We start from the raw sequence: 24,557 nt of genomic DNA, 5'->3' as shown, positions 1-24,557 counted from the left end.
GAAAGGCACACCGAAATGCCGGGCGCTGGCACAGGCACGGCCGCCGATGCGACATCAACGTCTTCCATGGTTATTTCGACCCCGCCACAATAATCACTTGATCGTAGGCAAATTCCCCGGCATTCGCCAGCATCGTGCCGCGGACGGTGACAAATGCACGTTTCGCTGGCAAATTCGCTGATGGGACGTGAATCAGGCAACCAGGAGAACAAAATGGCATTTCTTGCCAAGGGTAGGATTTTAGCGGCCGCGGTGGTGGCGGTGCTTGGGCTGGCGACGGGCGCACAGGCGGCGGCGAGCTGTGGCAGCACCGGTGCCGGCTTCGACGCCTGGAAACCGGGCTTCGCCGCACAGGCCAAGTCCGAAGGTGTCGGCGCCAAGGGTCTGGCCGCTTTGGCTGGCGCCACTTACGCGACAAAGACAATCTCCGTCGATCGCGGTATCCACAAGGCGTTCAGCGGCTCGGTGGATGCCTTCATGAAGCGCCGTGGCGGCGAGGCGATCATTTCCAAGGGCCGTTCGCTGAAAAAGGCGAACGCGGCGCTTTTCAGCCAGATCGAAAGCAATTACGGCGTGTCGCCCGGTGTGTTGCTGGCCATCTGGGGCATGGAGACCGGCTTCGGTTCGTCCATGGGCAACCAGAATACGGTCTCGGCCATTTTGACGCTTGCCTATGATTGCCGCCGCCCGGAATTCTTTCATCCGCATGCCATTGCGGCGCTGAAGCTGGTCGATCGCGGCGCCTTGAGCGCCTCGTCGGTCGGCGCCGCGCATGGCGAGATCGGCCACACGCAGTTCCTGCCCGGGAATGTCCTGAAATATGGCGTGGGCAGCGGCAACCTGCGCGACAAGGCCACCGCGCTGGCGTCCACCGCCAACTTCCTCAAGGCCCATGGCTGGCGGCGGGGCGCGAGCGCGGCGGACAATGTCGGCGCAATTGCCGGCTGGAACGACGCCAACGTCTACCAGCAGGCCATCGTGCGCATCGCCACGGCGATCGACGGCGACTGATTGAAGTCCAACTCTTTGTTTTGAGGCAATTCCGGACGGAAAACCGCTTCACGCTTTTCCTGAGGGTGCTCTGTTCGACAAAAGCCCGGCCATGCGCCGGGCTTTTGTGTTGGTGGAAGTCCCCTACTTCGTCATCAACTCTGAGGAATGGCGGCGTCCCTGAGCCTAGCGTTTAAGGTGACGACGATCTTTCGCATGACGGCAGCGATGGCCACCATTGGCTTTTTGCCGTTGGTGATGAGGCGTTTGTAGAAGGTTGCGAACTCACCCCTTCCGGCAGCGGCGTGCAATGCGGGCATGTAGAGCATGCTCCTGATCTCGGGTCGATATCAGCCCTTGCGGTTGCGCGCGGCCAGCGTGCGCAGCCTCAGCGCATTGAGCCGGATGAAGCCGGCGGCATCCTTCTGGTCATAGGCTCCGCGGTCATCCTCGAAGGTGACCAGCGCGTCCGAATAGAGCGTCTTCTTCGACTTGCGGCCGGTGACCATGACGTTGCCCTTGTACAGCTTCAGCCGCACGGTGCCTTCGACGTCTTCCTGGCTCTTATCGATCATCGCCTGCAGCATCAGGCGTTCGGGCGAGAACCAGAAGCCGTTGTAGATGAGCTCGGCATAGCGCGGCATGAACTCGTCCTTGAGGTGCGCGGCGCCGCGGTCGAGCGTGATCGATTCGATGGCGCGGTGGGCCACGATCAGGATGGCGCCGCCGGGCGTCTCGTAGACGCCGCGCGATTTCATGCCGACGAAGCGGTTCTCGACCAGGTCGAGCCGGCCGATGCCATTGTCGCGGCCAAGATCGTTGAGAGCGGCCAGCATGGTCGCCGGCGACAGCTTCTTGCCGTTGAGCGCGATCGGATCGCCCTTCAGGAATTCGATCTCGATCTCGGTGACCTTGTCCGGCGCGTCCATCGGTGAGACGGTGCGCTGGTGGACGAATTCCGGCGGCTCGCTCCAGGGATCTTCCAGCACCTTGCCTTCGGAAGAGGAGTGCAGCAGGTTGGCGTCGACCGAGAACGGCGCCTCGCCCCTTTTGTCCTTGGCCACCGGGATCTGGTGCTGCTCGGCGAAGTTGATCAGGTCGGTGCGCGACTTGAACGACCAGTCGCGCCACGGCGCGATGACCTTGATGTCAGGGTTCAGCGCATAGGCCGACAGCTCGAAACGCACCTGGTCGTTGCCCTTGCCGGTGGCGCCATGCGCGATCGCATCGGCGCCGGTTTCCCTGGCGATCTCGACGAGGTGCTTGGAGATCAGCGGCCGCGCGATCGAGGTGCCGAGCAGATAGGTGCCTTCGTAGACGGTGTTGGCGCGGAACATCGGGAAGACGAAATCGGCGACGAACTCCTCGCGCACATCGACGATGCGGATGTCCTTGATGCCCATCATCTCGGCCTTCTTGCGTGCCGGCTCCAGCTCGCCGCCCTGGCCGAGATCGGCGGTGAAGGTGACGACTTCGGCACCGAGTTCGGTCTGCAGCCATTTCAGGATGATGGATGTGTCGAGGCCGCCGGAATAGGCGAGCACGACTTTCTTGACGTCTTTGGTCTTGGACATTTCTGCTCCGTCGGTGGCAGACGCCTGGGCAAGGGCGTCACGCATTGTCGGAGCGCCTTTTAGCAGGAACGGCAAAGCGAGCAAGCAGGCGCGGCGCCAGACTGCTGATCCAGCGCGCGGCGAGGGCATGGAACCGCCTCAGGCTTTTCGCTGGCGCGGTCCTCAGTTCGCGACCAAGCCCCCGGGAAAACAACCTGCCACAATCATGGGCTGCATTTATGCGCCGGATTTAAGCAAGTTTTCACGTCCTGCCGCTAAAGCAGCGACACGGAACTGCCCTGGCCACGCAACGGGTGGCCAAGCGGCTTTTGCCTGCTCATTGCGGGTGTCTCGGACTTGGACCATTCCTGATGCGCGTCATATCATGCATCGTCACGGAGCATAATCTGTGGCTCGTCCTGCTGGCGGCGCTGATGTGCGTCACCGGCTGCTGGGTGACGATCGGCCTGCTGGACCGCGCCAGGAGAACCGTCGGCGTGCAGATGCGGGGATGGCTTTTCCTGACCGCGGTCGCGGCCGGTTCCTCGATCTGGTGCACGCATTTCATCGCCATGCTGGCCTATCAGCCCGGCGCGCCGATCACCTTCGATCCGGCGCTCACCATGATCTCCCTGGTCATCGCCATGGTCGGCACCGGGGTGGGCTTCGGTCTTGCGCTCGACAAAGGCCGCGGCCTGGCGCCGGAATGGGGCGGATGCCTTGTCGGGCTGGCGATCTCGGCCATGCACTATACCGGCATGATGGCCTATCACGTGGCCGGCATCGTCGAATGGGACGCCGGCTACGTCGTCGCTTCGGTGCTGATCGCGATGGCATTCTCCTCCGTGGCGGTCGGCCATGCGATGCGCCGGCCGTACCGCTGGTCGCACTATGTCGGCATCGGCCTTCTGGTGCTGGCGATCGTCGGCCTGCATTTCACGGCAATGGCGGCGGTGGCGGTGACGCCGCTTTCCTTCATCACCACGGGCACCAATCCCGACATCCTGGAAGCCATGGCCGTCGCGGTCGCCGTGGTCGGCCTGATCGTCGCCGCCACCGGGTTCGCCAGCTATCTGATCGACGAACGCGGCCGGCTCGAGAGCTTCGAGCGGCTGCAGCATCTTGCCCTCAACGACTCGCTCACCGGCCTTGCCAACCGGGTCTCCTTCAACGACCGCCTCGACCATGAGATCGAGCGGGCGCGCGAGGAACGGGACACGATGACCGCCGTGATCGTCATCGACCTCGACCGGTTCAAGGAAATCAACGACCTCAGGGGACACGCGGCCGGCGACCAGGCGCTCAAGATCATTGCCCGCAGGCTGGCGAAGCTGGCCGGCGACGGCGAGTTCGTCGCCCGGCTCGGCGGCGACGAATTTGCCGCCATCAAGCGCTTCAAGGACCAGAACGACCTGCTCGGCCTGGTGTCGCGGCTGGAGAAATCATTGTTCGAGCCGTTGCGGATCGACGATTTCGAGAGCGTTACCGGCGCCAGCATCGGGGTTGCCGTCTATCCGCGCGACGGGGCCGACCGGGAGAGGCTGGTCAGCAATGCGGATCTGGCCATGTACCGGGCCAAGAACGACGTGACGCGGGCCGTCTGCTTTTACGAATCGGCGATGGACGAGACGGCGCGGGCGCGCCGGGCGCTGGCGACCGACCTTCGTCAGGCGATCGACCATGGCGAACTCTCGCTGCACTATCAGGTGCAGACCTCGGTGCAGACCGGCGCCACGTGCGGCTACGAGGCGTTGCTGCGCTGGACGCACCCCGTGCACGGCATGGTTCCGCCCGCCGAATTCATTCCGATCGCCGAGGAGAACGGTTCCATCCTGGCGATCGGCGAATGGGTGCTGCGCACCGCATGCCGCCAGGCCGCCTCCTGGGACAATGGCCACAAGATCGCGGTCAATCTGTCGCCGGTGCAGTTCGCCCATGCCGATCTCGCCACGCTCGTCCACCAAATCCTGGTCGAGACCGGCCTGTCGCCGAAGCGTCTCGAGCTCGAGCTGACCGAATCGACGATCGTCGCCGACAAGGTGCGCACGCTGCACGTGCTGCGCCAGATCAAGGCGCTGGGGGTGACGATCGCGATCGACGATTTCGGCACCGGCTATTCCTCGCTCGACACGCTGCGCTCGTTCCCGTTCGACAAGATCAAGCTCGACCGCTCCTTCATGGCCGATGTCGAGCGCAGCCCCCAGGCCAAGGCGATCATCCGCGCGGTGCTGGCGCTGGGGCGCAGCCTCGACATTCCCGTGCTTGCCGAAGGCGTCGAGACCGATGTCCAGCTCAGCATCCTGCAGGTCGAGGGCTGCAACGAGGCGCAAGGCTATTTCCTCGGCCGCCCCAAGCCGATCGATCAGATCGTGCTCATCGGCAGGCTTGACGGCCAGGACGGCCCGCCCACCTTCGAGGTGCCTGTCAGGGTGAGGACAGCCACCGGCTGACGCTCGCCGCCACGAGCGGGAACTGTCATTGCGGAAAGCGATTGCCTTGCTGGATCAACGCTTTATCTGGCGCCGGCACGGCGCATGCTATATAGGCCTATGCGTTTCCTGGGGCCTGCCATGTCCTTCATTCCCGACACCGCCACGCTGATCCAGTTCGCCATCGCCACCGTGATCCTGGCGATCACGCCCGGGCCCGACATGACCCTGTTCGTCTCGCGCACGCTGAGCCAGGGGCGCGCCACCGGCTTTGCCTCGATGGCCGGCGCGCTGTGCGGCACGCTGATCCACACCACGCTGGTGGTGGTCGGCGTCTCGGCGCTGATCGTCGCCTCGCCGATGGCCTTTTTCGTGCTGAAGATCTTTGGCGCCGGCTATCTCGTCTTCCTGGCCTGGCAGGCCATCGCCAAGGGCTCGGCCTTTTCGCCGGAAAAGAAGATAGGCCCGCAGATCTCGCTGCTGCGCAGCTGGGCGGCCGGGCTCGGCGTCAATTTGCTCAATCCCAAGATCATCCTGTTCTTCATGACCTTCCTGCCGCAGTTCGTCTCCGCGCATGACCCGAACGCGCCGGGAAAGCTGTTCTTCCTGGGCTCGATGTTCATCGTGCTGTCGATCCCGGTGACGGTGCCGATGGTGCTGGCGGCGGAGAAATTTTCCGCGGCGATGAAGGCCAGCCCGCGCGTCACGCGGGTGGTCGACTATCTCTTCGCCGGCGTGTTCTCGGCCTTCGCGCTCAAGATCCTGACGGCCCAGGCGAAGTAGGCGCGTTCGCCTCTTTCCACCAGTTTCCGGCCCAGCGCCCGGCGCTCAGCCAGTAGAAGATACCGCCGACTATGCCGCCGCCGATCACCGCCATGATGGCGCTGGCGTCGGTGATCGCGAAGGTGGACTCTTGGGCGTGGTCGACCAGGCCGAGGAAAACGCCCGCCACCACCGCGCCCGCCAGCGCGTAGTACAGCCAGTCGCGCCGGCCTAGGATTTCGGCAAGCAGGATGACGATCACCGCCGGCAGGAAAGCGAAATAGGCGACGAACAGAGCGACGAAGGGGATCGAGAAATACAGCGACGCCGTCGCCGTCGGGTATGTGTGGTCAGGCGTATAGCCGAGCGAGGCCAGGAACAGCACGTTGAGGAAGGCGCTCGCCGCCAGCGAGGCGACGGCATAGCCGAACAGGATCATGGCAAAGCGCACGAGATAGGCGACGAGACGGGTCATCCGGGATCCCGCGGCGTCAGACGGCCGGACTCGCGCCCGGCCAACAGCCAGTAGACCGAACCGGCGGCGGTGCCGGCCGTGGCCAGGAAGCCGAGAAAGCCTGGATTGAACACAAAGCCTCCGGCCGAGCCCGGGACAAGGACGCCAAAGGCGATGGAGGTGATCGCGCCCGTGACCGCGAAATAGAACCATCCCCGCAGCGAAAACCATTCGGCGACCAGGATCGCGGGCCCGACGATCAGCAGCGCGCAGACCGCCACGGTCAGCACGGCGAGCGGAAACGACCGCAGCCAGTCGAAGGTGAAGACCAGCGACCAGTTGCCGTACTCGATACCTTCCAGCAGCGTGATCAGCAGCACCGGCACCAGGATCGAGGTCAGCACACCGGCGATGTAACCGACGGCTATCATGGCGATACGTTTGAGCCCGACGACGAGACGGCTCACGCCTCCCCGTGCCCCGCGATCATCATGGCTTCCAGCGCCAGCCGGTCCACTTTTCGCATGCGCTCGGATTCCGATTTCAGCTGGCCGCAGGCGGCGAGGATGTCGCGGCCGCGCGGTGTGCGGATCGGCGAGGCATAGCCGGCATTGTTGATGTAGTCTGCGAATTTCTCGATCGTCTCCCAGTCCGAGCACTGGTAGTTGGTGCCCGGCCACGGGTTGAACGGGATCAGATTGATCTTGGCCGGAATGCCCTTGAGCAGCTTGATCAGGCCCTTGGCATCCTCGATGGAATCGTTGACGTCTTTCAGCATCACATATTCGAAAGTGATGCGCTTGGCGTTCGACAGGCCGGGATAGGCGCGGCAGGAGGCGATCAGTTCCTTCAGCGGATACTTCTTGTTGATCGGCACCAAGAGGTCGCGCAGATCGTCATTGGTGGCATGCAGCGAGATCGCCAGCATGACGCCGATCTCCTCGCCGGTGCGGAAGATTTCCGGCACGACGCCGGAGGTCGACAGCGTGATGCGCCGCTTCGACAGGGAAAGCCCGTCGCCGTCGGAAGCGATCAGCAGCGCCTTCTTCACAGCCTCGAAATTGTAGAGCGGCTCGCCCATGCCCATCATGACGATGTTGGACACTTTGCGGCCCTCGGCCGGCACGATGGCGCCGTCCGGCGTGTCGCGGTCGGGGAAATCGCCGAGCCGGTCGCGCGCGGTGAGCAGCTGGGCGAGAATCTCTTCCGCCGTCAAATTGCGCACCAGCTTCTGCGTGCCGGTGTGGCAGAAGGAGCAGGTCAGCGTGCAGCCGACCTGCGAGGAGATGCAAAGCGTGCCGCGGCCTTCCTCGGGAATATAGACGGTCTCGATCTCGACCGGCCGGCCGGCGCCGCGCGCCGGAAAGCGGAACAGCCATTTGCGGGTACCGTCGGAAGAAATCTGCTCCTCTACGATCTCGGGACGCGCGACGGTGAAATGCTTGTCGAGCTCGGCGCGCAGGTCCTTGGAGATGTTGAACATGCCGGCGAAGTCGGAGACGCCGCGCACATACATCCAGTGCCAGAGCTGCTGGGCGCGCATCCTTGCCTGGCGCTCCGGCACGATACCGGACGCGACGAGCGCCTCCGCGAGCTCGGCCCGCGTCAGGCCGATCAGCGACGGCTTCTCGGACGCGGCGCGGGCGCGCAACGCGTCACGGGCACCTTCAGTGGTGAGGTCGAAGGAAAGGGTCATGGTCGCACTGATATAAGCGTTTTGCGGCCGATTTCATTCATCGTGCCGGGAACTGAAGCGCGGCGCATAGCACAGGTTGAGCGCGGAGTCATGCAGTGCGCTTCATTGTATGATCGCCTGACCTTGAAGGTCGGCGCTGGCCTTCATTGCCCTGCCGGGCTTTCCTCCTCCTGTGCAGGGTTATGCCTGTCTTGCGGCGGCGGCGCGATTGACGAGCGGCTTCCCCCACTCCGTCGCTGCTTCGCAGCGCCACCCCTCCTCCCTCCGGAGGGAGAGGAAAGGCGCTGGCTGGAATCATTTCGCGCCCTTCCTCTGCCCCGTCGATCGGGGGAGAGGTGGCGAGCGAAGCTCGACGGAGTGGGGGTCGACCTTGCACCGAAGCAATGCTTCCGCCTGATTGGACGGCAGCCCCTATTGACCGATCACATGATCGTGTTCGCGTAACGATTCCCATCGCGCCTGCGAAGTCTGAATGGGGCGACTATGCCTCTACAAAATGGGAGTATGCAGAATGAACTCTATCAAGTTCGCCGTCATTGCCGGCCTCGTCGGCCTTTCCGCCTCGCAGGCATTTGCCGAAGACGCGATGGGCACGATGACCATGATGAAGGGTGGAGAAGTGATGGCGATCATGCCGGACGGGCATATGGGCACCATGATGCCGGATGCAAAGATGGGCGCCGAGATGATGAAGATGGCAAAGCCGATCAAGCACTGCATGATGATGATGACCGACGCCAAGGGCAAAGCCTACATGATCGATACGTCGACCAAGAAGGCTCAGGCCGAATGTGAAAAAATGGCCATGTGAGCCAGCCCGGATCCCGCCGGTGTACGCCGGCGGGATCCGACGCGTGGATCAGCCCCACAGGCTTGATCGGCTCCGTGGGTGTGCTAGGCCGGGCCACCACAATGAGGCGCGGATGGCCGGCATATCGCGAAAATACCCGATGTTGCGGCGCTCACAGGCGATGTGGGCCTCGCGGCGCGTCTGGCAGCCGCGGCTCGTCTTCTGGGCCGGCGCCATCTCGATCGGCCTGATCAGCGTGCTGTTCGCGATACTGGCCGACCGGGCGCAAGCGCTGTTTCACCTCGTCACCGGCAACGGTGGCGGCTGGCGTTTCTACCTGCCGTTGATCATAACGCCGCTCGGCTTCGTGCTCTGCGCCTGGCTTGCCCAGGCCTTTTTCCCCGGATCGCAGGGCAGCGGCATTCCGCAGGCGATCGCCGCTCGCCATTTGCGCGACGACGAGGATCGCGGTCATCTCCTTTCGCTTCGCCTGGCGGCAGGCAAGATCGTGCTTACCGTCATCGGCCTGTTCTGCGGCGCTTCGATCGGCCGCGAGGGTCCGACCGTGCAGGTCGGCGCCTCGCTGATGCTGCAGGCGGCGCGCTGGGGCGGCATGGCGCAGGCGCGCGGCCTGATCCTGGCCGGCTCGGCCGCCGGCATCGCCGCCGCCTTCAACACGCCGCTGGCCGGCATCGTCTTCGCCATCGAGGAGATGGGCCGCACCTATGAGGCGCGCACCAACGGGCTGGTGCTGACGGCGGTGATCCTGGCCGGCCTCGCCTCGCTCGGCCTGCTCGGCAATTACACCTATTTCGGCGTCTCGAAGGAAACCATCGCGTTTGCCGCCGACTGGCCGCTGGTGCTTGGCTGCGGCGTCATCGGCGGCGGCTTCGGCGCGCTGTTCTCGCTGCTGGCGCTGAAGATCACGCGGCGGATCCGCCGCTGGCACACGCAGCAGCCTTTGGCTCGCGCACTGCTGGTGGCGGCTGTCTGCGGGCTTGGCGTGGCGGCGATCGGCATCGCCTCGGGCGGGCTGACCTTCGGCACCGGCTACGCACAGGCGCGCGGCGCTGTCGAAGGCACGCCGCTGCCATGGTTCTTCTTTGCCGAAAAATTCCTGGCCGGCGTGTTGTCGATGGTCTCGGGCATTCCCGGCGGCATCTTCGCGCCGTCGCTGGCGGTCGGCGCCGGCATCGGCAGTTCGCTCGGGCTGCTATTTGGTTCCAGCGCTGGTGCCGCCGCGCTGCTCGGCATGGCCGGCTATTTCGCCGGCGTCGTGCAGGCGCCGATGACGGCCTTCGTCATCATCCTGGAAATGACCGGCAATCACGACAATGTCATCGCGCTGATGCTGGCCTCGATGCTGGGCTATGGCACTGCGCGCCTGATCTCGCACGAGCCGCTCTATCATGCGTTGTCGCGCGTCTTCATCGCCGAGGCGATCCGGCGGCGGCGGGCGGAGACAGTGCCGGAGCCAGGTCAGGACTGAAAAAGCAAAGGCCCAGGCTTTGCAGCCCGGCCCATTCGCTTCAAAATGAAGGTTTGCCTATTTGCACTTGGCGATCGACGTCAGCGCCGCCGAAATGCCCTTCAGCGAGAAGACATAGGAGGTGGGGTTGCCGCGGCCGGACTTCGCCGTCACCTTCATGTCGGTGCCGGTCTTCATGGCGGCGATCAGCACCGGTTCCTCGGCGGCGTTCTCGACCCAGGCCGACTTGCCGCGCGTGAACATCGAGAAGGACTTCTTGTCGATGGTGACGGTGGCCTTGGAGCCTTCCTGGAAATTGTAGCCGGCGATGAATTGCGGCTCGTAGGACACCTGCTGGCCGGGACGCTGGCTGACGAAGAAGAACATGTCGCCATGGTCGAGCGTCGGCGGCTGCTTGTCGGTCGGCACGGTGAGCACGTAGCAGACCTTGCCGCCCGATGCCTGGTAGCTATAGGTGCCCCAGGCATTGTGCTGGCCGATCTTGGTCGCCTGCTGCGCCAGAACAGGCGCTGCCGAGGCCACCAGGACCAGACTCGAAACCAGTGCTATCAATCCGCGCATCGTCTTTCCCGTATTCCAAATGGTGCGGGGGCGGGCCGCATGGCGTCCAGCCGTCGCTTCATTTTGATTTAATCTGGGTTACCAAACGGTGAATTTCCCTCAAGAAAAGGACGCTCACCCCCGGAAACCGCCGCCATTCCCGCACCGCCGCCTTGTCAGCGGCCGGCGCGACGTCCCTTCGGCGACTTGGAGGCCACGAAAGCGGCAAGAGTTTGACTTTTCAGCAGGGCCTCCAAACGCCTCTGTCCACAGGCCAAGCGCCACGTGACGACGCTCAGCCCTTGTCGGCGATGGCGTCCTTGGCGGCCTGGCGATGTGCCGGCGTGATGTGGGCGCTGACGGCGGTGATCGCTGCGGTCAGCACCGCGATGTCGTCGGTGAAACCGAGGCCGACGACGAAGTCGGGGATGAGGTCCACCGGCAGGACGAAATAACCGAGCGCGGCCACCAATATGCCCTTGGCGCGCAGCGGCGTGTTCTTGTCCATGGCGCAGTAATAGGCGGCAACGACCTCTTCCATGAACGGGATCTGCCGCGCGGCCTTCTTGGCCGTGCGCCAGAATTTCTCGCGCACTTCGCCCTCGCCGCCCAGCCTGTCGCCAAAGCCGAAGAAATCAAAACCGGGTTGTCGCGCCATCAATCACTCCTTGCGGGTCTCATGCGCGTCCTGGCGCATGCCTCGCGAGCGAAAATGTGGTGAAAGCCGGACCCGGCTGCAAGATGCCGGTGCCGATTTGGGGTCACCGCTCACGGCCAGGCGTGCACTCAGCCGCCGAAATAGCGGTTCATCTTCTTTGCCAGCGCTATGTCGAGCGCCGTGACGCCGCCGGCGTCATGGGTGTTGAGCGTCACGTCGACGGTCTTGTAGACATTCGACCAGTCGGGATGATGGTCCATCTTTTCGGCCGCCAGCGCGACGCGGGTCATGAAGGCGAAGGCTTCGGAGAAATTCCTGAAGACGAAGCTGCGCTTGATCGAGCCACCGTCCGCGGCCAGCGACCAGTCGCCGAGTTCGGCAAGGGCGGCGGTGATGGCGTCCTTGCTGAGTTTTTCTCTCGTCATGATGATTTCCCGTGCTATTTCGAATTTGACCCTCACCATAGTGCAAGTCGCCCCGAAGTGCTGTGCGGTTTTGGGGTTCCAAATGCACAAACGGCGCATATCGAATGAGCATGAAGCCGATAAATTCCATTCTGTTCGTCTGCCTCGGCAACATCTGCCGCTCGCCGCTGGCGGAAGGTGTTTTTCGCGCCGTCTGGGCCGAGCGCGGCCGGGGCCGCGACATGCTGCTCGATTCGGCCGCCACCAGCGGCTGGGAGGTCGGCTCGGCCCCCGATCCACGCTCGATCGCCGTCGCGATGCGCCACGGCATCGACATTTCCGGACAGAGAGCACGCAAGGTCCGGCGTGAGGATTTCTCCCGTTTCGACCTGATCCTCGGCATGGACCGCTCGAACGTCGCCGACCTCGAGGCGCTGACGCCCGCGCGGGACCGGGTGCACCTGTTTTTAGAGTTCGCGCATGGACAGGCGCGTGACGTGCCCGATCCCTATTATGACGGCGAAGATGCGTTCGCTTCGGTCTACCGCATGATCCGCGAAGCGTCGGAGGCGCTGGCGACGCGGCTGGCGGCGCGGGCATCGTTGCCGGACAGCGGCCAGGCTTCCTCGACGATGTAGGGGCCGCCGCCGACCGAATCGCGCGACGACATCAGGACGAAGCGGCCGATGCGGAACGGCAATGTCGAGAAATTGCCGCGTGCCGACAGATATTGCGCGACATCCAGCGGGCTCGAATTGCGCAGCCGCGCCAGTGTGACGTGCGGCATGAACTTGCGCGGATCGGCGGGGATGCCGAGCCGCTGGCAGATGCGCTCGATCTCGCCCTGAAGCGCTGCCAGATCTGGCGAGGCGGACGCGCCGGCCCATACGGCGTGCGGCTTTTTCTGGCCGAAAGCGCCGACACCGGACAGTGTCAGCGAGAAGGAAGGGCGGTGGACGCGGTCCAGCGCGTTGGCGATCTCGTCGGCGACATGGCCTTCGACGTCGCCGATGAAGCGCAGCGTCAGATGGTAGTTTTCGACATCGATCCAGCGGGCCCCCGGCAGGCCGCCCCGGAGCAGGGACAGCGAAAGGGCAGCATCACGCGGAATTTCGAGGGCGGTGAAAAGACGCGGCATGAAGAGCCTCCCTTCCTCGAATCGAACTGTCACCTATAGCGAATCATCGATAGGCTGATGGAGCAAGAGGTTTATTGGTCACAGGCTTTGCTAAAAACTTCCCTAACGGAAAGCGGTTCCGCCCGGCCTCACGCGCCTCCGGGCACCGCCGCGATGGCCTTCTCGACCGTCGGCAGGATGCGCTCGACCATCTGGTCGACCCCCTTGGCGCTCGGATGCAGGCCATCCTCGAGCTGCATGCCGGGCTGCCCGGCGACGCCGTCGAGGAAGAACGGGTAGAGCGTGACATCGTATTTTTTCGCCAGCTCCGGAAAGATGCGGTCGAAGGCGGTCTGATAGTCGGCGCCGAGATTGGGCGCGGCGCGCATGCCGGCCAGGAGCACGGCGATGTTGCGCCGCTTGAGCCTGGCCAGCATCTCGTCGAGGTTGTTCCTGGGGATATCGGGCGAGACGCCGCGCAGCATGTCGTTGGCGCCGAGTTCGAGGATGACCAGCCTGGTTCCGTCCGGCACCGACCAGTCGAGCCGCGCCAGGCCGCCGCTGGTGGTGTCGCCGGAAACACCGGCATTGGCGACGGCCACGTCACGGCCCTTAGCGCGCAGGGCGGCCTGGAGCTTGTCGGTAAAACCCTCGCCAGGCCCGAGACCGTAACCCGCCATCAGGCTGTCACCGAAGCCGACGATCTTGAAGGCCTCGGCCCGCGCCGACGAAATGGCGCCGCAAAGGGCGAGGAAAAGGATCAAGCCTGCGGCTATCTGGCGTTTGAAAGACATGCGGCAGGCCCCATATGACCAAAAGATTCTTCCCGGCTTCCGGCAAACAGAGCCTTCACGTTCCATATAGGACACTTTCATTTTGACAGAAGCCGTCATCGCGCTGAAAGACGTATCGCTGACGCTCGGCGAGGGCGCTTCGTCTGTCCATGTGCTCAAGGACGTCAGCCTCGAAGTGGGGCGCGGCGAGGCGACCGGCATCGTCGGCCCTTCGGGGTCCGGCAAGTCGACACTGTTGATGGTGCTGGCAGGCCTGGAACGGGTCGATTCGGGCACGGTACGAATCGCCGGCGAGCTGCTCAACGGCAAAAGCGAGGACCAGATTGCTTCGTTTCGTGGCCGAAACATTGGCATCGTCTTCCAGTCCTTCCACCTCATCCCCAATATGACGGCGCTCGAGAATGTCGCGGTGCCGCTGGAGCTGGCCGGCCATGCCGATCCGTTTTCGGTGGCGGCACGCGAACTGGCGGCGGTGGGCCTGAGCGACCGCGTCACCCATTATCCCGGCGAACTCTCCGGCGGCGAGCAGCAGCGCGTGGCGATCGCCCGGGCGCTGGCGCCGTCGCCGCGCATCCTTATCGCCGACGAGCCGACCGGCAATCTCGACCAGGCGACCGGGCGGCAGGTCGCCGACCTGCTGTTCGCCAAGGCGGCCGAGCGCGGCATGACGCTGGTGCTGGTCACCCACGATCCGGCGCTGGCGGCGCGTTGTTCGCGCCAGGTTTCGATGCGTTCGGGCCGGATTGAAACACCGGCGCCCCTGAAGGTCACCGCCTGATGCCGCTGGCGCAGAGGCTGAAACTCGCGGTCCGCTTCTCGCTGCGCGAAATGCGCGGCGGCCTGTCCGGCTTCCTGATCTTCCTTGCCTGCATCGCGCTCGGCGTCGCGGCGATCGGCGGCGTCAATTCGGTTGCCCGCTCGATCAGCGCCGGCGTCGCCGATCAGGGCCAGACGCTGCTTGGCGGCGATCTCCGCTTCCAGATCAATCAGCGCGACGCCAGCCAGGCCGAGCGCGGCTTCCTCGACGGGCTCGGCACCGTTTCGCGCACCGCCAGCATGCGCTCGATGGCGCGGCTGGCCGACGGCTCGGATCAGGCACTGGTCGAGGCCAAGGCGGTCGACGACGCCTATCCGCTCTATGGCGCGCTGGAGACCGAACCGAAGCTGTCGAAGCAGGAACTGTTCGGCGAAGAATTCGGCGTCTTTGGCGCGACCGCCCCCGATCTGTTGTTCGAAAGGCTGCATCTCAAGCCCGGCGACCGGCTGAAGCTCGGCACGGCGACCTTCGAATTGCGCGCCAGACTGATCACCGAGCCGGATGCCGTGTCCGACGGTTTCGGCTTCGCGCCGAGGCTGATGATCTCGGCCGAAGGTCTGGCCGCCACCGGGCTGGTGCAACCAGGCAGCCTGGTCGAAAACGCCTACAAGATCCGGCTGCCGGCCGACGCCGGCGAGGCGGGGCTCAAGGCCATTCAGGATCAGGCGGCGCAAGACTTTCCCGAGGCCGGCTGGTCGATCCGCACGCGCGACAATGCGGCGCCGGCGCTGTCGTCCAACATCGAACGCTTCTCGCAATTCCTGACGCTGGTCGGGCTGACGGCGCTGGTGGTCGGCGGCGTCGGCGTCGCCAATGCGGTGCGCGCCTATCTCGACGGCAAGCGCGGCGTCATCGCCACCTTCAAGAGCCTCGGTGCTTCCGGCGGCTTCGTCTTTGCTGTCTATCTCGTGCAGATCCTGATCATTGCCGCCCTCGGCATCGCCGCCGGCCTGGTGCTCGGCGCGCTGATGCCGTTCGTGGCAAGTGCCGCCCTCCAATCCGTCATTCCGGTGCCGGCGCAGGGCGGCTTCTATCCTGGCGCGCTCGCCATGGCGGCGCTGTTCGGCCTGCTGGTGACGCTGGCCTTCGCGCTGCTGCCGCTCGGACGCGCCCGCGACGTGCCGGCGACGGCACTGTTCCGCGAGATGGGGCTTGAAGGCCGCGGCCAGCCGCGGCCCGTCTATGTCGCTTCGGCGCTCGGCATCGCGCTGTTGCTGGCGGCGCTCGCCATCCTGTTCTCGGGCGACCAGCGCATCGCCTCGATCTTCGTCGGTGCCACCATCTTCGCCTTCCTGGTGCTGCGCCTGGTCGGCGCGCTGGTGCAATGGGCGGCGAGAAAAAGCCCGCGCGTGCGCTTCGTGGCGCTCAGGCTCGCCGTCGGCAACATCCACCGGCCAGGCGCCCTGACGCCGTCGGTGGTGCTGTCGCTGGGGCTCGGGCTGACGCTGCTGGTGACGCTGGCGCTGATCGACGGCAATCTGCGGCAGCAGATCTCCGGCAGCCTTTCGGAGCGGGCGCCGAACTTCTTCTTCGTCGACATCCAAGGCAGCGATGTCGATGCGTTCTCCGCGCTGATCGCCAAGGAGGCGCCAAAGGGGACGCTGGCCAAAGTGCCGATGCTGCGCGGCCGGGTGATGGCGCTCAACGGCGTCGATGTCGACAAGGTCAAGGTGCCGGCCGCAGGCGCCTGGGTGCTGAAAGGCGATCGCGGCCTGACCTATGATGCCAAACAACCGGAAAATGCGACGCTGACCGAGGGCAAATGGTGGCCGGACAATTATGCCGGCGAGCCGCTGGTTTCCTTCTCGGCGCATGAGGGCCAGGAGATCGGACTGAAGCTTGGCGACACCGTCACCGTCAATGTGCTCGGCCGCAACGTGACGGCAAAGATCGCCAATTTCCGTCAGGTCCAATGGGAAACGATGGGCATCAACTTCGTCATGGTGTTCTCGCCCAATACATTCGCTGGCGCCCCGCATGGCTGGATGGCGACGCTGACCGAAAAGAGTGCCACCACGGCCGACGACGCGCGCGTCCTCAATGCCGTCACCCGCGCCTTTCCCGCGGTGACGACGGTGCGGGTCAAGGACGCGCTCGATGTCGTCAACCGGCTGGTCGGGCAGCTCGGCACGGCGATTCGCGCGGCGGCCGGCGTGGCGCTGGTCGCTTCGGTGCTGGTGCTGGCCGGCGCGCTCGCCGCCGGCAACCGGGCGCGCATCCACGACGCGGTGGTGCTGAAGACGCTCGGCGCCACAAGGCGAACGCTGATCACGGCGTTCTCCCTCGAATACATGCTGATCGGACTGGCCACCGCCATCTTCGCGCTGGCGGCTGGCGGCATCGCGGCCTGGTACATTGTCGCCCGTATCATGACCCTGCCGTCGCATTTCATGCCGCAGGTGGCGGTGGCGACCATCGTCTTTGCGCTGGTGATCACCGTCGGCATCGGCCTCGCCGGCACCTGGCGGGTGCTCGGCCACAAGGCGGCGCCGGTGTTGCGCGAGCTGTAGTTCCGGGGCCGACGCCGCTATCGCGGATTAAATCTTGGTAAGGATGGCGGCTGGAAAGCCCGGGAATCCGCATTTCGGCCCCTCACGAACCGTTACATCCGGTTACGGTCTTGTTCTTGACGCGAATAACCATCATATTTCGCCACAGGCATGCTGGAGCCCCGCCAGCGGCGCCTGGGTCCGGTGGATTTACGTCCCAACAGGATCTGACACCGGACGGGGCAGAAGCAATAGAGGACTACAATGGCTGAACCCATTCGCAACTTCCAGACGCGCGCCGTGCCCGGCGCAGCCGTCGACATCGACCAGGGCCTGCGCGCCTATATGATCAAGGTCTACAATCTGATGGGGCTTGGCCTCCTCATCACCGGCCTTGCCGCTGTCGGCACGATCATGCTGGCCACCACCACCGATCCGGCCTCGGCCGTCGCGACGCTGCCGAGCGGCGAGATGCTGACGTCGTTCGGCTACGCGATCTTCGGATCGCCGCTGCGCTGGGTGGTGATGCTGGCGCCGCTGGCCGCCGTGCTGTTCCTGTCGTTCCGCGTCCAATCGATGAGCGTTTCGGCGGCGCAGACGACCTTCTGGGTCTATGCCGGCCTCGTCGGCCTGTCGCTGTCGTCGATCTTCCTGGTCTACACCACGGCCAGCATTTCGCAGACCTTCTTTGCCACCGCCGCCGCCTTCGGTGCGCTGTCGCTGTTCGGCTACACGACCAAGCGCGACCTGACGGCGATGGGCTCGTTCCTGATCATGGGCGTGTTCGGCATCATCATCGCGATGGTGATCAACATCTTCCTGCAGTCGTCGGCACTGTCCTTCGCCGTCTCGGCGATCGGCGTGCTGGTCTTCGCCGGCCTCACCGCCTACGACACGCAGAAGATCAAGGAGATGTATTTCCAGGGCGACGCTTCCGATGTCGCCGGCCGCAAGGCCATCATGGGCGCGCTGACGCTCTACCTCGACTTCATCAACCTGTTCATGTTCCTGCTGCAGTTCATGGGCGACCGCCGCTAAGGCTTCGCATCATGGTCTGACTGGACCATCGGGTTTGGAAAGGGCGGCCCAACGGCCGCCCTTTTCTTTTGCGCCGGCGTTTGCTGTTATCGAAGGCAGACAGAAGGCTTGCATAAAGAATGAGCAATATCGTGATCAGGGCGGCCAGCGCCACCGACCTCGACACCATCACCGAAATCTACGCCGACGCCGTGACACACGGAACGGCGAGCTACGAGCTGGAGCCGCCCAGCCGCGCCGAGATGGGCACGCGATTCGCCACGCTCACGGCCGGCGGCTTTCCCTATCTGGTGGCGGAGAAGGACGGCGCAGTGCTCGGCTACGCCTATGCCGGCGCCTTCCGGCCGCGCCCGGCCTATCGCTTCATCGTCGAGGATTCGGTCTATGTCGCGCCTGATGCCAAGGGCCAGGGCATCGGTCTCCAGCTGATGCAAGCCTTGATCGCGGCGGCCGAGGCGGCGGGTTTTCGCCAGATCATCGCGGTGATCGGCGACGGCCATGCCGACAGCGCCTCGGTCAGGCTGCACGAAAAGCTCGGCTTTCGCCATTCAGGCCGGCTCGAAGGCTCCGGCTACAAGCACGGGCGCTGGCTGGACACGGTGTTCATGCAGTTGTCGCTGAATGGCGGTGCGTCGCTGCCGCCCGACCCGGTCTCGCTGCCGGAGCGGAAGTTTCGGGGGGATAAAGAAGAATTGAAGAACTGAGGAACTGGAGAACTGGAGAATTGAAGAACAAAGAAGATGGCGCTTACGTCAGGTATTGAGTGCCTTTTTCCTCAATTCCTCAATTCCTCAATTCCTCAATTCCTCAATTCCTCAATTCCTCAATTCCTCAATTCCTCAATTCCTCAATTCTTCAATTCCTCAATTCTTCAATTCCTATTCCCGGCTCAGGCCTCGACCACTCTCAGCTTGCTGTCGAAGACGCCAAGCACGCGGCCGAGCTCCTGGCCGCGTTTGAGGATGCGGCCGCCGGCGGCGATGACGGCGAAGGCGCCTTGCTTGCGGGCCAGTTTCGGATCCTTGACGATCTGGAACAGCGGCACTTCGCTGGCGCGGCGGAAGACGGAAAACACTGCCCTGTCGGTCAAATGATCGATGGCGTAGTCGCGCCATTCATTGGCGGCGACCATGCGTCCGTAGAGCCTGAGGATCTGGTCCAGTTCACGCCGGTCGAAGCGCACCGGCTGGTCGAGGCGTGCGCTGCGCGCCTCGTGCAGCGGGATTAATATTGCGGATGCGTCACCATCCCCCGTCCCGCCGCTGTCGTCAGTCATGCCTCGATCCTTCAAAATGAATCTTTGCCAATCAAAATTGGCCCCTTCGCGCTGCAATTGCAAGAGCCGGCGAAGCGGTCGCGGCAGCGCGCCTTTTCGGTCACGTCCAGTCACGTTTGCAAACCGCATGTTGGAATTGGTGATGCTTCGCCACATTTCTGCCTCTTTTTATCCGCGCTCATGCCCCAATGTCCGACGAATTTACCGGCGTTGCCTGAGACGGTTCGGTCCGGCACCGGCTCGTAAACCCCAAGCCCCCCGCCCACGGGTCTGCGTCGGATCGAACCAACCTCGGTTTTTCCTTGGAAAAATCGGGTGCGACGATCCCAAAACTTCAATGACCGGCGTCAGAAGCAAGCTGACGTCGGTTTTTTCATGCCTGAAGGTCCGGATCGATCGTGATGTTATCGGCGCCGTCGATCCATGCCGCGACATTGCCCGAAGAACGCGCCGGTTCAGAATAAGCGGTCGCACGAGTTGGCGTCGGTCAGGTCCGAGTCGAGAGCGCCCGATCCTGGACCGCTTTTACATATGGCAAATGTCACGGCATGGATCCTCGGGTCTCCGCGACGGAGCTTCGCTCCTGCTCCGCCCGTGGATGACGAAGGCAAGGCCGTTTTCGGCGATTGCGTTACGGCTTGTGGATGAAGGCAGCGCCGAGAATGGGTCCTGGCATGCCGTCCTTGCCGACCGACTGCAAAAGCACCGCGCAGCCGCCCTTCTTGGTGATCTCGCTCATCGGCAATTCATAGCGCTGCGCCTTGCCGTGCCACATGCCGGCGGTCTGGATGCTGGTGACGGCGTTCCAATAGGTCATCTTGCGGCCGGAGTTCTCGCCCTGGGCGATCTTGACCGTCTGCGGCGGCTCGAAATAAACGATGACGACATGGGCGTCGCTCGGACCGGCGCCGGCATCGCCGGCATCGATGATCACGCGGTCGCTGGTGCGGCTGACCTTGACGGGCACACGCATGCCTTCGCCGGATTTCGCCATGCGGGCCAGCGCGCCGTCGACCTCGCCGCGATTGGCGCCGTTGACATGCGCGCGGCCATTGAGGACCGCTTGCGGCGTATAGACGGAGCGACTGCCGAAGGCGCGCATGTAATCATATTGCCGCTCGGTGTTTTCCTTGCGGCTGAGCGTGTCCTTCCAGCCGAGATAGTCCCAATAGTCGACGTGATAGGAGAGCGCGACAATGTCTTCCCTGGTCGCAAGTTCGGCGAAGAAGGCATCGGCCGGCGGGCAGGAGCTGCAGCCCTGGCTGGTGAACAGTTCGACCACGCCGAGCGGCCTGTCGGGCGAGGGTTTTTCGGCCTGGATCCCTTCGGCCTCGCCGGCATGGCCGGCACCGGCAAACGCCGAGAAGGCCAGCGCGAAGGCTGCCAGCCAAAGTGATCTTCGCCAGGCCATGATCATTCCAATTCCCGCCGGTGGCGCCGGCTTTGTTCTGATTGTCTGAAATATGTGGCAGAAGCGGAAGTCAACGGGAAGTCACGTTGCGGTGAAATTTTTGCCGTTGCAGCCGCAGCTAAGGCCGCAATAGGAGGGACCCTGCATTTCACGACGCGGTTCGATCGAGGGCTGGCATCATCATCATGTGGCAAACTCTCCTGATCCCTGCCGATCTCTATTGCGAGCGGACCGGGCCTGGACTTTGGGCCGAGCCCGGCAATGCTTTGACCAACCTTGCCTTCATTGCCGCGGGATTATGGGGTGTGCGGGAAGTACGCCGATGCGAGGCCGGCACTTTCGCCGCGGTACTGGCCTGGTGGGTGGTGGCGATCGGCATCGGCTCGACGATCTTCCATACCTTTGCCACCAGGGGCACGATCTGGGCCGATATCCTGCCGATTGCCGGCTTCACCCTCGCCTATACGCTGTTCAATCTGCGCCGCTTCCTCGGAATGGAATGGGGCAAGGCGATGGTGGTCTTGGTCGTCTTCCATGCGGTGGCCGGCGCGATAAGTTTCGCCGTGCCGGACTGGCTGCGCCTGGCATCGAACGGCACGACGAGCTATCTGCCGCCGTTCCTGGCGCTGGCCTTCTTCGGCATCTGGGTGACGGCAAGCGGCAACCGGGCCGGCTGGTACAATCTGGCGGGGTCGGCGATCTTCGTGGTGTCCGCCTTCTGCCGGATGATCGACCCGATGGTCTGCGCCAGCTTTCCGCTCGGCACGCATTTCTTGTGGCACATCCTCAACGGGCTGATGCTGGGGGTGCTGCTGGCGGCGGTGGCGCGGTTTGGGGGCGCCGAAAGGCAGTAGGCAGTAGGCAGTAGGCAGTAGGCAGTAGGCAGTAGGGGCCTTATTCCCTACTGCCTAAGCCCCATTTCGTTGCTGCCTTATGCAGCCAGATCGCGCAGCACGTACTGCAAGATGCCGCCGTTCTTGAAGTAGTCGAGCTCGTCCAGCGTATCGATGCGGCAGACGATCGGCACGTTCTTCACCGTGCCGTCGCCATAGGTGATCTTGGCGTTCATCGTCTGGCGCGGCTTGATGGTGCTCAGGCCATCGATCTCGACCAGTTCGTCGCCCTTGAGGTTGAGCGAGGCCCAGGACGTGCCTTCCTCGAAGACGAAGGGGATGACCCCCATGCCGACCAGGTTCGAGCGATGGATGCGCTCGAAGGACTGGGCGATGACGGCGCGGACGCCGAGCAGGTTGGTGCCCTTGGCCGCCCAGTCGCGCGACGAGCCGTTGCCGTATTCAACGCCGGCGAAGATGACCAGCGGCACGCCTTCCTTCTTGTACTCCATCGCCGCGTCGTAGATCGATTCCTCTTCCTTCGACGGGTAGTGGATGGTGTAGCCGCCCTCGCGGCCGTTCTCGCCCAGCATGTGGTTGCGGATGCGGATGTTGGCGAAGGTGCCGCGCATCATCACCTCATGATTGCCGCGCCGCGTGCCGTACTGGTTGAAATCGGCGACGCCGACGCCATGGTCGGTGAGATACTTGCCGGCCGGGGAGGCGGCCTTGATCGAACCCGCCGGCGAGATATGGTCTGTGGTGATCTTGTCGCCGAACAGGCCGAGCACGCGAGCGCCCTTGATGTCGCCGATCTTGCCGAAACCGGATGTCATGCCGGCGAAATAGGGCGGGTTCTGCACATAGGTCGAGTTGTCGTCCCAGGCATAGGTCTGGCCTTCCGGCGCCTGCACCTTCTGCCAGTGCTCGTCGCCCTTGAAGACGTCGGCATATTTGCGGGCGAACAGCTCGCGGGTGACGTTCTTCTCGATGAACTCCTGGATCTCGGCCGAGCTCGGCCAGATGTCCTTGAGGTAGACCGGATTGCCGTTCTTGTCCTCGCCGAGCGGTTCGGTGGTGAGGTCCTTGGTGACGGTGCCGGCCAGCGCATGCGCCACGACCAGAGGCGGCGACGCCAGGTAGTTGGCCTGCACGTCGGGCGAGACGCGGCCTTCGAAGTTGCGGTTGCCGGACAAGACCGCGGCAGCAATCAGACCTTTGTCGTTGATGGTCTTGGAGATCGGCCCAGGCAGCGGGCCGGAATTGCCGATGCAGGTGGTGCAGCCGAAGCCGACCAGGTTGAAGCCGATCTGGTCGAGCTCCTTCTGCAGGCCTGACTTCTCCAGATATTCGGCGACCACCTGGCTGCCGGGGGCGAGCGAGGTCTTCACCCACGGCTTCTGCTTGAGACCGAGGCGGTTGGCGTTGCGGGCCAGAAGGCCGGCGCCGATCAGCACGCTCGGGTTCGAGGTGTTGGTGCACGACGTGATGGCGGCGATGACGACGTCGCCATGGCCGAGATCATGGTCGGTGCCTTCGACGGCGTAGCGCTTGGAAATCTCCGCCGCCTTCTTGTATTCGGTCTCCATCGCCTTGGCGAAGCCGGCCGGGATGCCTTCCAGCGGGACACGGCCTTCGGGGCGCTTGGGGCCGGCCATGGACGGCACGACGTCGCCGAGGTCGAGCTCGAGCAGGTCGGTGAAGACCGGGTCGTCGGAGCCCGCTTCGCGCCACATGCCTTGCGCTCTGGAATAGGCCTCGACCAGCGCGATGCGGCTTTCCTCGCGGCCGGACATGGTCAAATAGCGGATGGTTTCGCTATCGACCGGGAAGAAGCCGCAGGTGGCGCCATATTCGGGCGCCATGTTGCCGATGGTGGCACGGTCGGCGAGCGTCATGTTGGAGAGGCCCGGGCCGAAGAACTCGACGAACTTGCCAACGACGCCCTTCTTGCGCAGCATCTGGGTGACGGTCAGCACCAGGTCGGTGGCGGTGACACCTTCTTTCAGCTTGCCGGTGAGGCGGAATCCGATCACTTCGGGCAAGAGCATGGAGACCGGCTGGCCGAGCATGGCCGCCTCGGCCTCGATGCCGCCGACGCCCCAGCCGAGAACGCCAAGGCCGTTGATCATGGTGGTGTGCGAATCGGTGCCGACGCAGGTGTCGGGATAGGCTGTGGTTTCGCCGTCCTCGGTGTTGGTCCACACGACCTGGCCGAGATATTCGAGGTTGACCTGGTGGCAGATGCCGGTGCCGGGCGGCACGACGCGGAAGTTGCGGAACGCCTGCTGGCCCCATTTCAGGAACTTGTAGCGTTCCTCGTTGCGCTCATATTCGAGCTCGACATTGCGGGCGAAGGCCAGCGGCGTGCCGAACTCGTCGACGATGACGGAATGATCGATGACGAGGTCGACCGGGACCAGCGGGTTGATCTTCTGGGGGTCGCCGCCGAGTGAGGCCATGGCGTCGCGCATGGCGGCAAGGTCGACCACGGCCGGAACGCCGGTGAAATCCTGCATCAAGACGCGGGCCGGGCGGTAGGCGATCTCGACGCCGGCGGTGCCCTTGTCGGTCAGCCAGCCGGCCACCGCCTGGATCGAGTCCTTGGTGACGGAGCGGCCGTCCTCGTTGCGCAAGAGGTTCTCCAGCAGCACCTTCATCGAATAGGGCAGCTGGGCGATGCCGGTGAGGCCGTTCTTCTCGGCCTCGACGAGGTCGAAATAGACATATTCCGCATCGCCCGCTTTCAGCGTGCGGCGGCAATTGAAACTATCGAGGGATTTTGACACGTGCGATCCGTCCTTGTCTGTTCAGCCTGAAAGGGAACGGACGCCGATGGCATGCAATCACGCGCAAAGGTGCGGGTACGGCCATTTCCGCTGTCCGTTCCCAAGCAACCCGAGCCGTTCAAGGCGGCGCGTGCGCTGGTTCGGCGCTAATTCTGTTCCCGCGCCGACCGCTGGCACGGATGCACCGCATATAGAGAATTTTCTGGAATAGTTCTAGACAGTCAAAAA

23 protein-coding genes and 1 pseudogene are annotated in these 24,557 nt (G+C 64.1%); 11 read left to right on the top strand and 13 right to left on the bottom strand.

Features of this window, described 5'->3' with window-relative positions:
• Positions 1 to 213: 213 nt before the first annotated feature.
• The gene (locus tag FJV80_RS25245; RefSeq protein ID WP_095774881.1) at positions 214 to 1,011 is read left to right on the top strand and encodes a lytic transglycosylase domain-containing protein; all 798 of its coding nucleotides are present in this window, start codon (positions 214 to 216) and stop codon (positions 1,009 to 1,011) included.
• 134 nt (positions 1,012 to 1,145) lie between these two features.
• Here FJV80_RS25245 and FJV80_RS34670 read toward each other — a convergent pair.
• Together FJV80_RS34670 and FJV80_RS25240 are read right to left on the bottom strand one after the other, a co-directional pair.
• A pseudogene (locus FJV80_RS34670) lies at positions 1,146 to 1,265 on the bottom strand (IS110 family transposase); the annotation flags it as partial.
• A gap of 75 nt (positions 1,266 to 1,340) precedes the next feature.
• The gene (locus FJV80_RS25240) at positions 1,341 to 2,564 is read right to left on the bottom strand and encodes an argininosuccinate synthase (protein WP_095789046.1); all 1,224 of its coding nucleotides are present in this window, start codon (positions 2,562 to 2,564) and stop codon (positions 1,341 to 1,343) included.
• Positions 2,565 to 2,914: 350 nt separating this feature from the next.
• On the opposite strand from FJV80_RS25240, the gene FJV80_RS25235 reads away from it, so the two are divergent.
• Together FJV80_RS25235 and FJV80_RS25230 are read left to right on the top strand one after the other, a co-directional pair.
• Positions 2,915 to 4,993, top strand: a complete 2,079-nt coding sequence (locus tag FJV80_RS25235; protein WP_246689052.1) for a bifunctional diguanylate cyclase/phosphodiesterase — start codon at positions 2,915 to 2,917, stop codon at positions 4,991 to 4,993.
• Positions 4,994 to 5,113: 120 nt separating this feature from the next.
• On the top strand, positions 5,114 to 5,755 hold the full coding sequence (locus FJV80_RS25230; RefSeq protein WP_095774836.1) for a LysE family translocator: 642 nt from the start codon (positions 5,114 to 5,116) through the stop codon (positions 5,753 to 5,755).
• Here the strand turns inward: FJV80_RS25230 and FJV80_RS25225 are convergent.
• The 3 genes from FJV80_RS25225 to rlmN are packed head-to-tail and all read right to left on the bottom strand — an operon-like array spanning position 5,727 to position 7,884.
• On the bottom strand, positions 5,727 to 6,209 hold the full coding sequence (locus tag FJV80_RS25225) for a hypothetical protein (protein WP_142877751.1): 483 nt from the start codon (positions 6,207 to 6,209) through the stop codon (positions 5,727 to 5,729). The two genes, FJV80_RS25230 and FJV80_RS25225, sit on opposite strands and share 29 nt — an antisense overlap.
• On the bottom strand, positions 6,206 to 6,655 hold the full coding sequence (locus tag FJV80_RS25220) for a hypothetical protein (RefSeq protein ID WP_179295982.1): 450 nt from the start codon (positions 6,653 to 6,655) through the stop codon (positions 6,206 to 6,208). Before FJV80_RS25220 ends, FJV80_RS25225 begins: the two co-directional genes overlap by 4 nt.
• Complete coding sequence (gene rlmN, locus FJV80_RS25215; protein ID WP_142877750.1) at positions 6,652 to 7,884, bottom strand: 23S rRNA (adenine(2503)-C(2))-methyltransferase RlmN; 1,233 nt, start codon at positions 7,882 to 7,884, stop codon at positions 6,652 to 6,654. Before rlmN ends, FJV80_RS25220 begins: the two co-directional genes overlap by 4 nt.
• Positions 7,885 to 8,395: 511 nt before the next feature.
• Between rlmN and FJV80_RS25205 the strand changes: the two genes are divergently transcribed.
• Positions 8,396 to 8,695, top strand: coding sequence for a hypothetical protein (locus FJV80_RS25205; RefSeq protein WP_095774833.1), 300 nt, complete (start codon positions 8,396 to 8,398; stop codon positions 8,693 to 8,695).
• Positions 8,696 to 8,807: 112 nt separating this feature from the next.
• On the top strand, positions 8,808 to 10,163 hold the full coding sequence (locus tag FJV80_RS25200; protein ID WP_142877749.1) for a chloride channel protein: 1,356 nt from the start codon (positions 8,808 to 8,810) through the stop codon (positions 10,161 to 10,163).
• Positions 10,164 to 10,220: 57 nt separating this feature from the next.
• On the opposite strand, the gene FJV80_RS25195 is transcribed toward FJV80_RS25200, so the two are convergent.
• From FJV80_RS25195 to FJV80_RS25185, 3 genes are all read right to left on the bottom strand, one after another.
• Positions 10,221 to 10,724, bottom strand: a complete 504-nt coding sequence (locus FJV80_RS25195; protein WP_095774831.1) for an invasion associated locus B family protein — start codon at positions 10,722 to 10,724, stop codon at positions 10,221 to 10,223.
• A 274-nt stretch (positions 10,725 to 10,998) separates the two neighbouring features.
• On the bottom strand, positions 10,999 to 11,361 hold the full coding sequence (locus FJV80_RS25190) for a YkvA family protein (protein WP_095774830.1): 363 nt from the start codon (positions 11,359 to 11,361) through the stop codon (positions 10,999 to 11,001).
• Positions 11,362 to 11,489: 128 nt separating this feature from the next.
• Positions 11,490 to 11,786 carry a 4a-hydroxytetrahydrobiopterin dehydratase gene (locus tag FJV80_RS25185; RefSeq protein WP_095774879.1) on the bottom strand — a complete coding sequence of 99 codons (297 nt, stop codon included), beginning with the start codon at positions 11,784 to 11,786 and terminating at the stop codon, positions 11,490 to 11,492.
• Between the two features lie 104 nt (positions 11,787 to 11,890).
• Between FJV80_RS25185 and FJV80_RS25180 the strand changes: the two genes are divergently transcribed.
• Positions 11,891 to 12,403 carry a low molecular weight protein-tyrosine-phosphatase gene (locus FJV80_RS25180; RefSeq protein WP_142877748.1) on the top strand — a complete coding sequence of 171 codons (513 nt, stop codon included), beginning with the start codon at positions 11,891 to 11,893 and terminating at the stop codon, positions 12,401 to 12,403.
• Here FJV80_RS25180 and thpR read toward each other — a convergent pair.
• The gene (thpR, locus tag FJV80_RS25175; protein WP_019862074.1) at positions 12,307 to 12,903 is read right to left on the bottom strand and encodes an RNA 2',3'-cyclic phosphodiesterase; all 597 of its coding nucleotides are present in this window, start codon (positions 12,901 to 12,903) and stop codon (positions 12,307 to 12,309) included. The genes FJV80_RS25180 and thpR overlap by 97 nt on opposite strands.
• Before the next feature lie 128 nt (positions 12,904 to 13,031).
• On the bottom strand, positions 13,032 to 13,676 hold the full coding sequence (locus FJV80_RS25170; RefSeq protein ID WP_142877747.1) for an arylesterase: 645 nt from the start codon (positions 13,674 to 13,676) through the stop codon (positions 13,032 to 13,034).
• 82 nt (positions 13,677 to 13,758) lie between these two features.
• Between FJV80_RS25170 and FJV80_RS25165 the strand changes: the two genes are divergently transcribed.
• The 4 genes from FJV80_RS25165 to FJV80_RS25150 all read left to right on the top strand — a co-directional run bounded on the left by FJV80_RS25165 (position 13,759) and on the right by FJV80_RS25150 (position 18,724).
• Complete coding sequence (locus FJV80_RS25165; protein ID WP_095788953.1) at positions 13,759 to 14,454, top strand: ABC transporter ATP-binding protein; 696 nt, start codon at positions 13,759 to 13,761, stop codon at positions 14,452 to 14,454.
• Positions 14,454 to 17,003, top strand: coding sequence for an ABC transporter permease (locus FJV80_RS25160; protein ID WP_142877746.1), 2,550 nt, complete (start codon positions 14,454 to 14,456; stop codon positions 17,001 to 17,003). The genes FJV80_RS25165 and FJV80_RS25160 overlap by 1 nt, the downstream gene beginning before the upstream one ends.
• A 243-nt stretch (positions 17,004 to 17,246) precedes the next feature.
• The gene (locus FJV80_RS25155; RefSeq protein WP_142877745.1) at positions 17,247 to 18,020 is read left to right on the top strand and encodes a Bax inhibitor-1/YccA family protein; all 774 of its coding nucleotides are present in this window, start codon (positions 17,247 to 17,249) and stop codon (positions 18,018 to 18,020) included.
• 119 nt (positions 18,021 to 18,139) lie between these two features.
• Positions 18,140 to 18,724: a GNAT family N-acetyltransferase gene (locus tag FJV80_RS25150; RefSeq protein WP_142877744.1), complete on the top strand. Its 585-nt coding sequence runs from the start codon at positions 18,140 to 18,142 to the stop codon at positions 18,722 to 18,724.
• Between the two features lie 185 nt (positions 18,725 to 18,909).
• On the opposite strand, the gene FJV80_RS25145 is transcribed toward FJV80_RS25150, so the two are convergent.
• Positions 18,910 to 19,296, bottom strand: coding sequence for a DUF2794 domain-containing protein (locus FJV80_RS25145; RefSeq protein WP_027055166.1), 387 nt, complete (start codon positions 19,294 to 19,296; stop codon positions 18,910 to 18,912).
• Positions 19,297 to 19,927: 631 nt separating this feature from the next.
• Positions 19,928 to 20,713, bottom strand: a complete 786-nt coding sequence (locus FJV80_RS25140; protein WP_142877743.1) for a thioredoxin family protein — start codon at positions 20,711 to 20,713, stop codon at positions 19,928 to 19,930.
• Between the two features lie 179 nt (positions 20,714 to 20,892).
• Here FJV80_RS25140 and FJV80_RS25135 point away from each other — a divergent pair, with 179 nt between their 5' ends.
• The gene (locus tag FJV80_RS25135; RefSeq protein ID WP_142877742.1) at positions 20,893 to 21,561 is read left to right on the top strand and encodes a ceramidase domain-containing protein; all 669 of its coding nucleotides are present in this window, start codon (positions 20,893 to 20,895) and stop codon (positions 21,559 to 21,561) included.
• Positions 21,562 to 21,638: 77 nt separating this feature from the next.
• Here the strand turns inward: FJV80_RS25135 and acnA are convergent, their stop codons facing one another.
• Positions 21,639 to 24,329: an aconitate hydratase AcnA gene (acnA, locus tag FJV80_RS25130; RefSeq protein WP_142877741.1), complete on the bottom strand. Its 2,691-nt coding sequence runs from the start codon at positions 24,327 to 24,329 to the stop codon at positions 21,639 to 21,641.
• Between the last annotated feature and the right edge of the window lie 228 nt (positions 24,330 to 24,557).

Source organism: Mesorhizobium sp. WSM4310, assembly GCF_007003935.1.
Lineage (GTDB): Bacteria > Pseudomonadota > Alphaproteobacteria > Rhizobiales > Rhizobiaceae > Mesorhizobium.
Note: the sequence above shows the minus strand (reverse complement) of the source record. Positions and strands in the feature narration are given on the sequence as shown.